Source organism: uncultured Thermomonas sp. (assembly GCF_937872235.1).
GTDB lineage: Bacteria > Pseudomonadota > Gammaproteobacteria > Xanthomonadales > Xanthomonadaceae > Thermomonas > Thermomonas beijingensis.
The window spans coordinates 1-14551 of the sequence record NZ_CALMPC010000071.1 but is presented as its reverse complement, the minus strand read 5'-3'; the positions used below and the strand labels follow the sequence as shown (position 1 = coordinate 14551).

General features: G+C 61.6%; 14 protein-coding genes and 1 pseudogene. 9 read left to right on the top strand and 6 right to left on the bottom strand.

Annotated features, from left to right (window positions below; translation table 11 throughout):
• Positions 1-18: 18 nt before the first annotated feature.
• The 6 genes from pepQ to rph all read right to left on the bottom strand — a co-directional run bounded on the left by pepQ (position 19) and on the right by rph (position 6555).
• Complete coding sequence (gene pepQ / locus QWB57_RS06155; RefSeq protein WP_223629137.1) at positions 19-1338, bottom strand: Xaa-Pro dipeptidase; 1320 nt, start codon at positions 1336-1338, stop codon at positions 19-21.
• A gap of 64 nt (positions 1339-1402) precedes the next feature.
• Positions 1403-1744, bottom strand: coding sequence for a PilZ domain-containing protein (locus QWB57_RS06150; RefSeq protein ID WP_223629138.1), 342 nt, complete (start codon positions 1742-1744; stop codon positions 1403-1405).
• Complete coding sequence (locus tag QWB57_RS06145; protein ID WP_288968788.1) at positions 1734-4007, bottom strand: DUF1631 family protein; 2274 nt, start codon at positions 4005-4007, stop codon at positions 1734-1736. The genes QWB57_RS06150 and QWB57_RS06145 overlap by 11 nt, the downstream gene beginning before the upstream one ends.
• Positions 4008-4100: 93 nt before the next feature.
• Positions 4101-5252: a radical SAM family heme chaperone HemW gene (gene hemW / locus QWB57_RS06140; protein ID WP_288968787.1), complete on the bottom strand. Its 1152-nt coding sequence runs from the start codon at positions 5250-5252 to the stop codon at positions 4101-4103.
• A complete protein-coding gene (rdgB, locus tag QWB57_RS06135; protein ID WP_288968786.1) occupies positions 5246-5833 on the bottom strand; it encodes an RdgB/HAM1 family non-canonical purine NTP pyrophosphatase in 588 nt (195 codons plus the stop codon). The genes hemW and rdgB overlap by 7 nt, the downstream gene beginning before the upstream one ends.
• Positions 5830-6555 (bottom strand): ribonuclease PH, encoded by a 726-nt coding sequence (gene rph, locus QWB57_RS06130; RefSeq protein WP_223629142.1) that lies wholly within the window; start codon positions 6553-6555, stop codon positions 5830-5832. Before rph ends, rdgB begins: the two co-directional genes overlap by 4 nt.
• Positions 6556-6621: 66 nt before the next feature.
• Between rph and QWB57_RS06125 the strand changes: the two genes are divergently transcribed.
• The 9 genes and pseudogenes from QWB57_RS06125 to QWB57_RS06085 all read left to right on the top strand — a co-directional run.
• Entirely contained in the window at positions 6622-7485 is an 864-nt protein-coding gene (locus tag QWB57_RS06125) for a YicC/YloC family endoribonuclease (protein ID WP_288968785.1), read from the top strand.
• A gap of 17 nt (positions 7486-7502) precedes the next feature.
• Positions 7503-8120, top strand: coding sequence for a guanylate kinase (gene gmk / locus QWB57_RS06120; protein ID WP_223629144.1), 618 nt, complete (start codon positions 7503-7505; stop codon positions 8118-8120).
• A 121-nt stretch (positions 8121-8241) separates the two neighbouring features.
• Positions 8242-8541 (top strand): DNA-directed RNA polymerase subunit omega, encoded by a 300-nt coding sequence (rpoZ, locus tag QWB57_RS06115; RefSeq protein WP_223629145.1) that lies wholly within the window; start codon positions 8242-8244, stop codon positions 8539-8541.
• Between the two features lie 124 nt (positions 8542-8665).
• The gene (locus QWB57_RS06110) at positions 8666-10855 is read left to right on the top strand and encodes a bifunctional (p)ppGpp synthetase/guanosine-3',5'-bis(diphosphate) 3'-pyrophosphohydrolase (RefSeq protein WP_288968784.1); all 2190 of its coding nucleotides are present in this window, start codon (positions 8666-8668) and stop codon (positions 10853-10855) included.
• Between the two features lie 88 nt (positions 10856-10943).
• The gene (locus QWB57_RS06105; protein ID WP_223629147.1) at positions 10944-11327 is read left to right on the top strand and encodes a RidA family protein; all 384 of its coding nucleotides are present in this window, start codon (positions 10944-10946) and stop codon (positions 11325-11327) included.
• A gap of 24 nt (positions 11328-11351) precedes the next feature.
• Positions 11352-13445, top strand: a complete 2094-nt coding sequence (gene recG, locus QWB57_RS06100) for an ATP-dependent DNA helicase RecG (protein ID WP_288968783.1) — start codon at positions 11352-11354, stop codon at positions 13443-13445.
• An 83-nt stretch (positions 13446-13528) separates the two neighbouring features.
• The gene (locus QWB57_RS06095; protein ID WP_288968782.1) at positions 13529-13786 is read left to right on the top strand and encodes a type II toxin-antitoxin system ParD family antitoxin; all 258 of its coding nucleotides are present in this window, start codon (positions 13529-13531) and stop codon (positions 13784-13786) included.
• Complete coding sequence (locus QWB57_RS06090; protein ID WP_288968781.1) at positions 13787-14113, top strand: type II toxin-antitoxin system RelE/ParE family toxin; 327 nt, start codon at positions 13787-13789, stop codon at positions 14111-14113.
• A gap of 67 nt (positions 14114-14180) precedes the next feature.
• Positions 14181-14551 (top strand): annotated as a pseudogene (locus QWB57_RS06085) (site-specific DNA-methyltransferase); the annotation flags it as partial.

Below are 14551 nucleotides of genomic sequence, written 5' to 3'. Positions count from 1 at the left end.
CGGCGGGAGAATGAAGTCTTAGGCTGCAAACGCCTCACGCGTCAGGTTGATCGGTACATCCTCGGTGCACACCACATCGTCCTCGATGCGGATGCCGCCAAATGGCTTGAACGCGTCCACGCGTGACCAATCGACCGCATCGCCCAGCCCCTTGGCTTTGACTTCGTCCAGCAGCATGTCGATGAAATAGATCCCCGGTTCAATCGTCACCACCATGCCGGGGGCCAGCGTGCGGGTGAGGCGCAGATAGGGGTGGCCGTCGGGCTTGGCAATCCGGCCGCCACTGTCCGATTCGGCAAAGCCAGCCACATCGTGCACCTGCAAGCCAATCCCGTGGCCAATCCCGTGCGGGAAGAACGCGCTGGACACGCCACTGGCCAGGGCGTCTTCCGGTGACACGTTCAAGACCCCGAATTCACGCAGTACACCGGCCAGCAGCAGGTGCGCCTGCAGATGGATGTGTGCGTAATCGGTGCCGGCGCGCACGCGATCGCAAAGTTCGAGCTGTGCGGCGTCAACCGCGCGGATCATCGCGGCGAATTCGTCCTCCGCGGCGGAATAGGTGCGGGTGATGTCGCTGGCGTAGCCGCCGAAGCTGGCCCCGGCGTCGATCAGGAAGCTGCGCACTGGCTTGGGCGGCACACGGTCACGGTCGGTGTAGTGCAGCACGGCGCCGTGTTCATTGAGCGCCACGATGTTGCCGTAGGGCAAGTCGTTGGCGTCCTGGCCGGCGGCTTGGCAATAGGCCAGATGGATGCCGAACTCGCTGGCCCCGGCGCGGAAGGCGCGCTCGGCGGCGCGGTGCGCACGTACGCCGATGCGGTTGGCTTGCCGCATCATCTCGATTTCATATGCGGTTTTGAACGCGCGGTGATACTCCAGATAGTGCACGACGGCGGCCGGATTGTTCGGGGTGCAATCACCCAGTGCACTGTGCGGCTCACCCACGATCGCGCAGCTGGCGAGGTCTTGCGGCAGATGCATCAACGCTTCGTCTGCTGTGCGAATGGTGAGGATGTCGAAGTGCTCTACCCAGTAGCCACTGGGTGCATCCGGCACCACATGCCAATAATCATGCGGCTGCAAGAACAGCAGCTTGGGGCGCTGGCCGGGGCTGATCAGCAGCCAACTGCCGGGCGCACGGGTCAGCGGCAGCCACGCTTTGAATTGCGGATTGACCGCGTACGGGTAATCACGGTCATCGAAGGCTTGGTAGTGCAGCGTGCCGCTGGGAATCAACAGGTGGTCGAAGCCGCCGCGTTGCAAGGCTTCGGCGCTGCGTGCCAGCAGGGTGTCAATGTGCTGCGGGTACAGCGAGGCAAGCGTAGCTGAGGACATGAGCAGAGTGCCGCGAGGAAAATGCGATTGTCGCGCATTGATCGTTGCGCTGCAGCTGACGCACTCAACTGGCCGGTTGCGTGGACCAGATGCGCAACCGGTGCCCGGCATCGCGTGACAACCCCAAAAATCGCATGCCGACCCAATATTGCCCCGGTGCATGCCCACGTGCCTGCCACAGCACATGCCCGCCAGTAATAATCGGTTGGGCTGCGTCGATCTCGTCGGGCAGGTTGAAACGCAGCTGAAACAATGCATCCTCGGGTAGATCGCGGTTGGCAATCAGCAACATGCCGCCAGACGATAGATTGCCGAGATGGCCCACGACTTCATCGGTCATGGTGTCGATGACCTCCACGATGCCGGACACAGCACGGCGCGGTTGGCGGCGCGATTCAATCCCCATGGCGAGCCTCCGGATCTTGCTGGTCGGCGTCATGCCCAAATCGCTTCAAACTATCCAAAGTGGCGCTCCATGCGGCTTCGGTGGGTGAGGCATCGTCGACCAACAAACGCATTTGGCCGGCTGCCAGTTTGCGCGATAGCGAATCCAGATCGTCATTGGCGATGCGCTGGCCACGACGATTAACAACCAGGATTTGTCCGGTCTGTGCACTGACCCATGCCAGCCTGAAGCGATGGCTCTGGCCATGTTCGTTCTGGACTTCCATCCAAACGGGTTCCTGCAGACCGCGCAGTGCTTGCTGTGCCAATTGCTCTTGATCGGACAGCTGCGTTTCGGGGGGGGCTGCGGCAGCCACCTGGCCCTCACCCAAACGCGATTGGTTGCCGTATTTCGACAGCAATTCCTGGCAGGAATCGGCGGTTGCCGCATGGCCATTGATCAGATGCTGAGTAATGACTTCGGCGCCTTCGGCGTGATAGCCCACTTGTTCCAGCGAGCTGCGCATGCATTCGATATCGGCCTGCGGCAGCGCGCCCTGGCTGCCATCGGTGCAGGTGTCGATGATGCGGGTGGTGACTTCCAGCAATTGGTGCCACGCATCGGAGTGGTCACCACTGCGCAGATGTGCCAGTGACAGCACGTCAACCCACGCTTGTTCCAACAATGCAGTTTGAAACTCCGGCAAATTACGGCCTTGGGTGCGACGGGCAATTTCAATCTGTGCACGGCTGCGTGCCACTTCCAATTTTTCACGCCCGCGCGCGGCTTCGACTTGCCTGCGTTCGGCCATTTCTGCTTTGCGGGTCATCGCCTGCAGGCCCGACTGCAGGGTTCGATTGGCCTCAATGAATGTATCAACCGTGCAGTCGGGTTCTTGCTGGATAGTCAGCACCGCACGTTGCAGCAATCCCAACCACTGTGGATCCAGATCCTCTTCCGGCAGCCATTTGGCACCGGCTTGCGATACCGAATTCAATAATTGGCGGGCGGGATGATTGGCATCCACGAAGAAGCTTTGATCACGCAGTGCCATTTGCAGTAGCGGCAGTTTCAAGCGATCGACCAATGCATCTCCAATACTGGATTTACGCAGATTGCCCTGCAGCTGGTTGACGAACATCACCAGCAAGTCGAAGGTGTCATGGTCGGCTTGCGACAACGTCACGCCATGCCCATGCAGTTGGCGCGCCTGTGCCAGCAGGATTTGCCGGTATTCATTCACCGAATCGGCACTGACATTGCCGGCGCGCATCCGCTGCAGCCCAGTCAGCACGTCGTCATGCTGCAAGAGTTGGCGGACGCGCTCGTCACGCGCACCCGGGCGCAACTTGCTAAGCAGGCTGCGACGTTGATCCAATAGCGTTTGCAGCATGCTGAAACCGGGGTCGGTTGCGGTGGTCGATGGTTCGGGCGGAACCTGCGCAATCGGCGGCGGTGCAAACTCGCCGGGATCGGTGCTGCGCAAGGGGACGGTTTCAAACATCGCGGGTGGTGGTGTGGACGGGGCGGTGTTTTCGGCTGTGGCACTCCTTGCAGCGGAGCCAGGACGTACACGTACCGGCACGAAGCTCAAATGCGGCAAGATTCCGTCTTCAATCAGCCGGGCGTTGAACGCTTCCAGTAATGTCGGATAAAACTCCACCATGCTGCGTTCAAACTGCTGGAACAGTTGCAGTCTGGCGTAACGCGACAGGGTCAACGCAGCGGCCGCTTCCGCCAAGGCATAGCACAACGTGTGCGGTCCTAACGGCAGGTATTCACCTTGCAATGCCGGGGTACCTGCCAGCACACCAAATCGCAGGCCCATCAGCTGCAGGCCAAGACTGTTACGTGCCTCCATGCGGCTGGCCATATTGTCCAGCGTGGCATCGTCGCTGACCTCATCATCGTCCAGCAAGCTCAGCTCGACGGGGGGGGGCTCGGCATCCGCAGTCGATGCCGCAGTGGCCAACCGGTTGCTGTCCACGCTGGCCATGGCCGACTCGATTTGCGCCAAGAAAATCCGCACAAAGGTTCTGGAGCCGGCGCCCAGGCTGCGAATCGATGTCAGGCGTGCATCTTCCTGTTTGGCGTCGCTACCGATGGGCGTGCGCGCGAGTACCAGCTCGGCCTCGTGCAAGATAAAAGGCAATTGCTCATCGAATGCATTGCGCGCCACACCCAGCAAGTGTTCCAGCACTTGTTTCGGATAGCGCGGCAGGCGCGCTTTGGCAAGCGTATTCGATGCAGTGCCCGTGGATGTGATAAAGGTGGCGTTGGCCATCTGCGCCCCCGATGCGCGGACAAGATGTGCATGGTATGCGCGAACCGGCGTTGCCTCAATCCGTGCCGATCGTCACCATCGTTGACACGCAGTTCAGTCTAGGAACAGGCCAATCACGTCATTGGCAAACCGGCGACCCAATTCGGTGGGGCGCAGCCAGTCCGGATCGGCTTCCAGCCAGCCATTGGCGCGGGCCTTGGCAAGCCGGGTGGCGATGACATCCCTCGGCAGCCCGGTGCGCGCTTCAAACAGGGAGAGCGGCACGCCCTCGTTCAGGCGCAAGGCATTGAGCATGAAGTCGAATGGCAGCCGCTGCGCACTCAGGTATTCATCGCCGCCCACGGCGTCGGCGGTACCGGCTTTTTCGCGATACAGCTCCGGGTGACGGAGTTTCCAGCGTCGCAAGACTTGCTGGCTGGCCCCCAAGGTCAGCTTGCCGTGGGCGCCGGCACCAATACCCAGGTAGTCGCCAAAGCGCCAATAGTTGAGGTTGTGCGCGCATTGCCGGCCGGGTCTGGCGTAGGCGCTGGTTTCGTATTGGTCGTAGCCGGCAGTCGCCAGTTGCGCCTGGCAGGCCTCCTGCATGTCCCAGGCACTGTCGAGATCAGGGATCCCGGCGGGTGGGCGCGCGGCAAACTGGGTGCCGGTTTCCAGCGTCAATTGGTAATGGCTGATATGGGTGGGGGCAAGGGCAATCGCGCGTTCGACATCGTGCCGGGCCATCGCCAAGGTCTGCTGTGGCAGTGCATACATCAGGTCAAGGTTGACATTGTCGAAGCCGGCATCCTGCGCGGACTGGATGGCGCGCTCGGCGTCGCGGCTGGAGTGGATGCGGCCCAGACGCTGCAAGCAACCGTCGTCGAAACTCTGCACGCCAAAGCTCAGGCGGTTGACGCCCGCGGCGCGGTAGCCGGCAAACGGGCCATGTTCCACCGTGCCGGGGTTGGTTTCCAACGTGATTTCCGCGTCGGGGGCAAACCGCAGGCGCGCGCAGGCTTGCTGCAAAAAACGATCAATCGCCTCCGGTGGGAACAGGGAAGGCGTGCCGCCACCAAAGAACACGCTATGCACCACTCGGCCCCACACCAGCGGCAGATCAAAATCCAGATCGGCCAGCAGCGCATCAACATAGGCCTCGATGGGCAGCGTGCCCTTGGCCGTGTGCGAATTGAAATCGCAATACGGGCATTTGCGTACGCACCACGGCAGGTGGACGTAAAGCGATAGCGCTGGGGGAGTCAGCATGGTTGCAATAGGTTTCGCAACTGGATAAGCGCCATCCCGCGATGGCTGTCGCGGTGCTTGATCTCGGCGGGCAGGTCTGCCGCACTGCAGCCGTGCGCGGGCGAGAAAAACACCGGGTCATAGCCAAACCCATTGCTGCCTTGGCGGGCATGCAAAATGCGGCCTTCCCACACGCCCTGTGCAAGCAGCGGCAGTGGGTCGTCGGCGTGTTGCAGCAGCGCCAGCACGCACACAAAACGCGCGCTGCGCCGGGAGTCCTCCACGCCGGCAAGTTCGCCCAGCAATTTTTCGATATTGGCGTTGCTATCGCCATGTGTGCCGGCATAGCGTGCCGAATACAAGCCCGGCGCACCGTGCAGGGCATCCACGCACAGGCCGGAATCATCGGCCAATGCTGGCAGGCCACTGGCGCGTGCGGCGTGGCGTGCTTTCAGGAGTGCGTTTTCGACGAAGGACAGCCCGGTTTCATCAATATCGGCAATCCCGAATTCAGATTGCGCATGCAGGGTAAAACCGTCACCCAGCAGGGCGCGCAACTCGGCCAACTTGCCGGCATTGCCGCTGGCCAACACCAATTTCATTCGGCCAACGCGGCTTGCTGTGCGGCAAACAGCTCGGTACAGCCTTGCTCGGCCAGCACCAGCAGGGCGTCGAGCTCATTGCGCCGGAACGCATGGCCTTCGGCGGTGCCTTGTACTTCGATGAAACCGCCGCCGTCGTTCATCACCACGTTCATGTCGGTGTCGCAATCGCTGTCTTCGGCGTAATCCAGATCCAGCACCGGCACGCCGCGATAGATGCCCACCGAGATTGCGGCCACTGCGCCAAAGATCGGACTGCGCTTGATGTCGCCTTTTTTCAGCAGCCCATTGACCGCATCCACCAAGGCCACATAGGCGCCGGTAATGGCGGCGGTACGGGTGCCGCCATCGGCCTGCAACACATCGCAATCCAGCGTGATGGTGCGTTCGCCCAACAGGCTGCGATCCACGCAGGCGCGCAGGCTGCGGCCAATCAGGCGCTGGATTTCCAGTGTGCGTCCGCCTTGCTTGCCGCGCGCGGCTTCGCGATCGCTACGGGTGTGGGTGGCGCGCGGCAGCATGCCGTATTCGGCGGTCACCCAGCCCTCGCCCTTGCCGCGCAAAAACCCCGGCACCTTGTTATCCACGCTGGCAGTGCACAGCACGCGGGTATCGCCAAAGCTCACCAGCACCGAGCCTTCGGCATGGCGGGTAAAGCTGCGTTGGATGGAAACATGGCGCAACTGGCTGGCGCTGCGGCCACTGGGACGGGAGAGAGACATTGCTGAAAGCCGACAATCTACGGGGCGCTAGATTACCATTGCCTCTTTGTAGGCTTTGGATTGCCCATGATCCGCAGCATGACCGCGTTTGCAGCCGGCGAACGCAGCACCGAATGGGGTGTGCTTTCCGGCGAATTGCGGGCGGTGAATCACCGTTTCCTTGAACTTGGCTTGCGCCTGCCTGATGAGTTGCGTGCATTCGAAGCGCAATTGCGTGAGCGGGTGGCGGCCAGGGTGTCGCGTGGCAAGCTGGATCTGGTGCTGCGCTTGCGCAGTACCGGCGGTGGCGATGCGCTGCAAGTGGACGAGGCGTTGCTGGCGCGGCTGGGGGATCTGGCGCAGCGCCTGGATACCCGCTTCCCGCGCTTGCAGGTGCAGTTCACCGAGTTGCTGCAATTTCCGGGTGTGGTGCAAGCGCGTGGTGTGGATGCCGATGTCTTGCAGCGGGAAGTGTTGGCCTTGCTGGATGGGATGTTGGACGATTTTGTGGCCGCCCGCGAACGCGAAGGCGGCAAGTTGGCGCAGGTGATTGCCGGACGCGCCGATGCCATCGGCAAGATCGCTGCCGAAGTGCGTGGCCTGGTGCCGCAGATTCGCGTCGGGCAGCGACAAAAGCTGGAAGCGCGCTTGCATGATCTGGGCACCGCGTTGGACCCCGGCCGCCTGGAGCAGGAACTGGTGATCTGGCTGCAAAAACTCGATGTGGATGAAGAGCTGGACCGGCTGGATAGTCACCTTGCCGAATTGCGCCGTATTCTCAACGGTGGCAAGGACGCGGTGGGGCGGCGCCTGGACTTTTTGCTGCAGGAGTTCAATCGCGAAGCCAATACCCTGGGCAGTAAATCGGTCGATGCCCGCACCAGTAACGCCGCGGTGGAACTGAAAGTGTTGATCGACCAGATTCGCGAGCAAATCCAGAACATCGAGTGACAGGCAGTCAGCAGCCCATGCGCGGAACCCTCTACATCGTCGCGGCGCCCTCGGGTGCCGGCAAATCCAGCATCGTCAATGCCGTGTTGGCACGTGACGCCAATATCCGGCTGTCGATTTCGTTTACCTCACGGCCGCCGCGCCCGGGCGAACGCCACGCCGAGCATTACAACTTCGTCACTGCGCAGGAATTCGAGGCGATGGTGGCCGCCGGGGATTTTTTTGAACATGCCCGGGTGCATGGCGATTGGAAAGGCACCGCACGGCAATCGGTGGAGCCGCACCTGGCGCAGGGCCGCGATGTGTTGCTGGAAATCGACTGGCAGGGCGCACGCCAAGTGCGGGCCATGATCCCAGATGCGGTCAGCGTGTTTATCCTGCCGCCCTCGAAAGCGGCGCTGGAAGAGCGCATGCGCAAGCGCGGGCAGGATTCGGAGGCGGTCATCGCGCAGCGTCTTGCCGCTGCACGCGAGGAAATGAGCCATTACGGCGAGTTCGATTATGTCATCGTCAATGAAGTGTTCGAGCTGGCGGTGGCCGAAATGTGCAGCATCTTCACCGCCAGCCGGCTGCGCAAAGATGCGCAGGTGGCGCGGCATGCGCGCTTGCTCACCTCGCTGCTGGTGGACCCGTGATACAGAAGTTGCTTCGGCTATGTGCTTGATTTTCAAGACATGAGCTTGCCAGTTGTGTTGTGCCAAGCTATACTTGCCAACCCCTCGTATCACTTGCGCGGCCTATCGCCGCAGGACAGACATGGCCCGTATTACCGTTGAAGATTGCCTGCAGGTTGTCGATAACCGTTTCGAACTCGTGATGATGGCGTCCAAGCGTGCGCGCCAATTGGCGGGTGGCGTGGAGTCGAAGCTGGACAACAGCGAAGCGCAGGACAAGCCCACTGTGCTGGCGCTGCGTGAAATCGCAGCGCGTGCCATCGACACCGGTTTCATTGATGCCGTCGAAAAGGCCGAGCGCGAGCGCAAAGAGCGCGAGGCGCTGGAATGGGCTGCTGCTGAGGTTGTTGCTGCCGACGACGACATGAAGGGCGACGACTGAGCACCCACGCACTGAGTGGTGTGCCACGGCGGCCCCTCGGGGCCGCTTTTGTTTTTGGTGGTTGCCAATGAATTTCGAATGAAATTCGTTTGCGGCTGCGCGGCGGCAAGGTTAGGCTCCACACATGACCCCAGGAGATCCTGCGCTCGCCATGCTCGTAGCCGTGCCCGCAGGGGACGCGGTGCCAGGTTATGTGCACGCATTGGAGCGCGCCGCCAGCTATCTGAGCGAAGCGCAGCGGGGCCTGTTGCGTCAGGCATGGGCGGTGGGCGCAGCCGCACATGAGGGGCAGACCCGCAAATCCGGGGAACCCTACATCACGCATCCGGTGGCGGTTGCGCAGGTGTTGGCCGAACAAGGGTTGGATGTGGAGACCTTGGTGGCGGCAATTCTGCACGACACCATCGAAGACACCCCACTCACACGTGCCGATATCGCCCGGCAATTTGGCGAGACCGTGGCTGAATTGGTGGATGGCGTCACCAAGCTGGACAAGCTCAGTTTCAGTAGCCGGCAGGAAGCGGCCGCTGAAAGTTTCCGCAAGATGCTGTTGGCGATGTCGCGTGACTTGCGCGTGATTTTGATCAAGCTGGCCGATCGTCTGCACAATATGCGCACATTGGGCGCACAGTCACCCGAAGCGCGCCGGCGGATCGCCATCGAAACCCTGGAGATTTTTGCCCCGATTGCGCAGCGGCTGGGCATGAATCTGATCAAGGCCGAATTGCAGGATCTGGGGTTTCGCGCGTTGCATCCGTGGCGGCATGCGATCATTGACAAGCGCATTCATAGCCAACCGCTGGTGCGGCGCGAGGCCTTGACCCAGATCGAAGCGAAATTGGCGCAGCGGTTGGCGCTGGAAAAGCTGGACCACCAATTGGTGGGGCGGATCAAAACACCGTGGAGCGTCTATACCAAGATGCGTTCGCAAGGGCGTAGTTTTGACCAGGTCATGGATGTGTTCGGCTTCCGGGTGGTGGTGGCGAGCGTGCCCGATTGCTATCACGCGTTGGGCGTGGTGCATGCGGTGTACAAGCCGCTGGATGGGCGGTTTCGTGACTTCATCGCGATTCCCAAGGCCAATGGCTACCAGTCGTTGCACACGGTGTTGTTCGGGCCGTATGGCTCGCCGATCGAGGTGCAGATCCGCACCCTCGAGATGAACTTGATCGCCGAGCGCGGGGTGGCAGCGCACTGGGCCTACAAGATGGGGATCGAAACCGGCGGCAATAGCGCGCAAACCCGGGCTGCCAACTGGATTGCCAATCTGGTGGAAAGTCAGCGTGGCACCGGTTCCTCGCTGGAGTTTCTGGAAAACGTCAAGGTCGATCTGTTCCCGGACGAAGTGTATTTGTTCAGCCCGAAAGGCGATATCCTGTCGTTACCACGCAATGCCACCGCGCTGGACTTTGCCTATGCGGTGCATACCGATGTGGGCAATCATGCGGTCACCGCGCGCGTGGACAAGAAATTGGCACCACTGCGTACCAAGCTGGTCAGTGGGCAAACCGTGCAAATCATTACGGCGAAATCCGCTGCGCCCAGCACCCAATGGCTGGAGTTTGTGGCCACCAGCAAGGCGCGTACTGCCATCCGCCAGCAGCTCAAACAGCTCGAGCATGAAGACGCGGTGCAGTTGGGCCACTACATGCTGGATCGTGCGTTGGGCGCGCAAGGCACGGCACTCGATCGGATTCCAATGCCGCGGTTGGACGCCTACCTTGCCGATAACCGTTACTCGCGGTTGGAGGCACTGCTGGCTGATATTGCGTTGGGCAACCGTATGCCCGTGCAAGTGGCGCAGGCCTTGGCCCAAGAGCAACCGCAAAGCCCCGCCAAGCCGGGTGCACGCAACCCGGCTGCCACCCTGTCGCAGGAGCGCATTCTGATCACCGGTGCCGAGCGCGGCGTGATCAGTTTCGCGCAATGTTGTTTGCCGATCCCGCGTGATGAGATCATGGGTTATCACAGTGCCGGCAAAGGCATCGTGGTGCATCGACTGGAATGCCCGAATGTGGCCGAGTACCGCAAATCGCCGGACCGTTGGGTGGCGATTGGTTGGGATCGCGAGGTGGCGGGCGACTTCAGCGTAGCCATTCGGATCGAAGTGGAAAACCGTCCCGGCGTATTGGCGCAAGTGGCAGCCGCGATTGCTCAGGCCGAATCCAATATCGACCGTGTGGAATATCTGGAGCGCGATAGCAATATCGCGGTATTGCGGTTTGGTATCGACGTGACCGATAGCCGGCATTTGGATGAAGTGATTCGTGGTGTGCGTCGGTTGCATGTGGTGCAGGACGTGCAGCGCTGTTGAAATTGGAGCGCGCTTGACGTGCGGGCAATGAGCTATCGAGCAGTGGCGCTCTACAATAGGCCGATTTCCCACGTGCAAGGACTTCAGCATGCCTCGTAACGCCATTCATACCGACGCCGCCCCCGCCGCCATTGGCCCGTACTCGCAGGCCACCCGCGCTGGCCATCAGGTGTTCTTCAGTGGACAGATTCCGCTGGATCCTGTCACTGGTACGCTAGTGGACGGTGGTATCGAAGCGCAGGCACGGCGCGCATTCGATAACTTGAAAGCGGTGTGTACGGCTGCTGGCGGCACGATGGACGACATCGTGCGGGTCGGTCTGTACCTCACCGATTTGTCGCAATTTGGCACCGTCAATGCGGTGATGGGCGAATATTTTGCGCAGCCGTATCCGGCGCGTTCCACCATTGAAGTGTCGGCCCTGCCCAAGGGCGCGGCATTCGAAGTGGATGCCATCATGGTGTTGGGTTAAGTCTTTCGCTTGACCGCTTGACGCATGCCTGCGGCAGCGCCCATCGCCATTGCCGACGTTGAAACGCCACTCACGGTATTGGCTGGCGTTGGCCCCGCGCTGCGCGAAAAGTTGGCGGCACGCGGGTTATTGACCCTGCAGGATCTGTGGCTGCATCTGCCCCGCAGTTATGAAGACCGTACCCAACTCACACCGATGTCTGCACTGCGGGCCGGAATTGTCGCGCAGACTGAAGGCCGGGTGGAGTTGGTGGAGCGCAGTTTTCGTGGCCGCCCGGTGCTCAAGGTGGTCTTGGTCGATGCCGGGAATCAGCGCTTGACCCTGCGGTTTTTCCATTTCCGCGCGCAGCAAGTGACGCAGTTTGCCAAGGGCGTGCGGGTGCGGGTGTTCGGCACGCCGCGCCCGGGCCAGTTGGGTTTGGAAATCGTGCATCCCAGTTATCGGTTGCTGGATGACGACGAGCACGCACTGAGCCAGTCGCTGGATCCGGTGTATCCCGAAATTGAAGGGTTCGGTGCGGCCAGCATTCGCAAGTTGATCGTGCAGGCGTTGCAACGGTTGCCGAGTGAGGATGCGCTGGAATTGTTGCCGTCGGCATGGCTTGCGCGCTTGCGCTTGCCATCGTTGCGGCAAGCGATTGTGTATTTGCATCAGCCGCCGCGTGATGCCAACGTGGCCTTGTTGCAAAGCGGCCTACATCCGGCGCAGCGGCGCTTGGCGTTGGAAGAATTGTTGGCCCACCAACTCAGCCTGCGGCGGCAGCGGCTGGCGCTGCAAGCCGAGGGCACGCGCTCCTTGCGCGGCAGCGAAGTGCTGGTTTCGAAATTGGAAAACGCGCTGCCCTTCAAGCTCACTGGCGCGCAGGCGCGGGTGTATGCACAGCTGCGCGAGGATTTGCGCCAGCCCAAACCCATGTTGCGGCTGGTGCAGGGCGACGTGGGCAGCGGCAAGACCGTGGTGGCGGCAATGGCGGCGCTGCTGGCGATTGCCGATGGTCGCCAAGCCGCGCTGATGGCGCCGACCGAGCTGTTGGCCGAACAGCACCTTGCCAACTTGCGGGCATGGTTGGAGCCCCTGGGGCTGCGTGTGTGCTGGTTGGCGGGCAAGGTGACCGGCAAAGCGCGCACCAAAGCGCTGGACGAGGTGGCCTCGGGCGCGGCGCAGTTGGTGGTAGGCACCCATGCATTGATGCAGGAGGGTGTGGCATTTCATGATCTGGCATTGGCCATCATCGACGAGCAACATCGCTTCGGTGTGCACCAGCGGTTGGCGCTGCGTGAAAAAGGGCGTGGCAGCATCCCGCATCAACTGGTGATGACCGCCACCCCGATCCCGCGCACGCTGGCGATGAGCGCCTATGCCGACTTGGATGTGTCCGCCATCGACGAATTGCCGCCCGGACGCACACCGGTGACCACGGTGGTGCTGTCCTCCGAACGCAGACCCGAGTTGATCGACCGCATCCACGTCGCCTGTGCCGAAGGGCGGCAGGTGTATTGGGTGTGCACCTTGATCGACGAGAGTGATGAAGTGCAGGCGCAAGCGGCACAGACCACGTTTGAGGCGCTGCAGGACGCGCTGCCGAGCGTGCGTGTCGGGCTGGTGCATGGCAGGTTGAAGGCTGCGGACAAGCAGGCCACGATGCTCGCCTTCAAGGCCGGTGAACTGGACCTGCTGGTGGCCACCACGGTGATTGAAGTGGGCGTGGATGTGCCCAATGCCTCGCTGATGGTGATTGAAAATGCCGAGCGTCTGGGCCTGTCGCAATTGCACCAGCTGCGCGGGCGGGTCGGGCGCGGCAGCGCGGCATCCAGCTGCGTGCTGCTGTATCAAAGCCCGCTGGGGCAGATGGCGCGGCAGCGGCTGGACACCTTGCGGCAGACCAATGACGGCTTCGCAATCGCCGAAAAAGACCTGGAGCTGCGCGGCCCCGGCGAACTCCTGGGTACGCGTCAAACCGGTATCGCCAGTTTCCGGATGGCCGATCTTGTACGCGATGCTGACCTGCTGCCGCAGGTGCACGCACTGGCGGATGACCTGCTGCAGACCGCGCCGGCGGTGGCCGATGACATCATCCAACGCTGGATTGGCGCGGCCGCACGCTACGCCTCGGCCTAGCGGTGTAAAACCCGTGCGCTTGCCCTTGGTAGCCCCGCAGCGCACAATCCAATGGCAAACTTTGCCATTACTGGAGCTGCGCCATGGCGACGATGAATATTTCCCTGACCGATCCGCTCAAGCAATTCGTCGATGAAGAAGTGCGCGAAGGCGGGTTTTCCAGCACATCCGACTACGTGCGCGATCTGATCCGCCAGCGCCAACGCGCCAAAGCGGAAGAGTTTCTGCGTCAGTTGATTGCCGAAGGCATGGCGTCGGGCCCTGCTACACCGCAGGAACCAGATTTTTTCGACAACTTGCGCCAGCGTGCACACCAGCGTGCCGAGCAAGGTAAGCGCTAAGTGAAGCCCATTCATTGGCGCGATCCCGCACGCCATGATTTAGAGGATGCTGCCAGCTGGTACGCACAACAAGGCGGGTTTCTGCTGGAAACGCGCTTCATTGCAGCGGTGGAATCCACATCCCTGCTTATCCGGCAGCATCCCGCCGTAGGCTCAGCGCGGCACGCCAACGCAGTGACGGGCTTGCCTGCGCCGTTGCGCTATTTCTTGATCAAGCACTTCGAACGTTATCTGCTTTACTACCTCGACCTTCCCACCCACGTTGAAGTGCTGCGTATCTGGAACAGCGCACGCGGGCTTGCAGCCTTGATGGAAGGAGACGCATGACCGCCGTCGCAACCGCTGCGACGTGCATCCGCACACTGTCTGCAATTCTCTTTGGAACACATCCCGCATGCCCAGCCTGAACTGGATCGGCAAAGCCGCCGTCGTCAACCACCACCAGGACGTGCCGTTCCGCCTGCTGGAGCCGGTGCAATCGTTGTCCTGCGGGGATACCGAAACCGGCAACCTGATCGTGCAAGGCGACAACCTGCTGGCGCTCAAGGCCTTGCTGCCGCGCTACGCCGGGCAGGTGAAGTGCATCTATATCGACCCGCCGTACAACACCGGCAACGAGGGCTGGGTCTATAACGACAACGTCAACTCGCCGGAGATCCGCCGCTGGTTGGGCGAGGTGGTGGGCAAGGAAGGCGAGACCCTGGACCGGCACGACCGCTGGCTGTGCATGATGTATCCGCGGTTGATGCTGCTGAAGCAGTTTCT

Bases quoted from the DNA above. Each gene is read 5' to 3' on its own strand.
- hemW (WP_288968787.1), bottom strand. From the start codon at position 5,252: ATGCTGACTCCCCCAGCGCTATCGCTTTACGTCCACCTGCCGTGGTGC.
- rpoZ (WP_223629145.1), top strand. From the start codon at position 8,242: ATGGCCCGTATTACCGTTGAAGATTGCCTGCAGGTTGTCGATAACCGT.
- QWB57_RS06110 (WP_288968784.1), top strand. From the start codon at position 8,666: ATGACCCCAGGAGATCCTGCGCTCGCCATGCTCGTAGCCGTGCCCGCA.
- rph (WP_223629142.1), bottom strand. From the start codon at position 6,555: ATGTCTCTCTCCCGTCCCAGTGGCCGCAGCGCCAGCCAGTTGCGCCAT.
- pepQ (WP_223629137.1), bottom strand. From the start codon at position 1,338: ATGTCCTCAGCTACGCTTGCCTCGCTGTACCCGCAGCACATTGACACC.
- QWB57_RS06125 (WP_288968785.1), top strand. From the start codon at position 6,622: ATGATCCGCAGCATGACCGCGTTTGCAGCCGGCGAACGCAGCACCGAA.
- gmk (WP_223629144.1), top strand. From the start codon at position 7,503: ATGCGCGGAACCCTCTACATCGTCGCGGCGCCCTCGGGTGCCGGCAAA.
- QWB57_RS06095 (WP_288968782.1), top strand. From the start codon at position 13,529: ATGGCGACGATGAATATTTCCCTGACCGATCCGCTCAAGCAATTCGTC.
- QWB57_RS06105 (WP_223629147.1), top strand. From the start codon at position 10,944: ATGCCTCGTAACGCCATTCATACCGACGCCGCCCCCGCCGCCATTGGC.
- recG (WP_288968783.1), top strand. From the start codon at position 11,352: ATGCCTGCGGCAGCGCCCATCGCCATTGCCGACGTTGAAACGCCACTC.
- QWB57_RS06150 (WP_223629138.1), bottom strand. From the start codon at position 1,744: ATGGGGATTGAATCGCGCCGCCAACCGCGCCGTGCTGTGTCCGGCATC.
- QWB57_RS06145 (WP_288968788.1), bottom strand. From the start codon at position 4,007: ATGGCCAACGCCACCTTTATCACATCCACGGGCACTGCATCGAATACG.
- rdgB (WP_288968786.1), bottom strand. From the start codon at position 5,833: ATGAAATTGGTGTTGGCCAGCGGCAATGCCGGCAAGTTGGCCGAGTTG.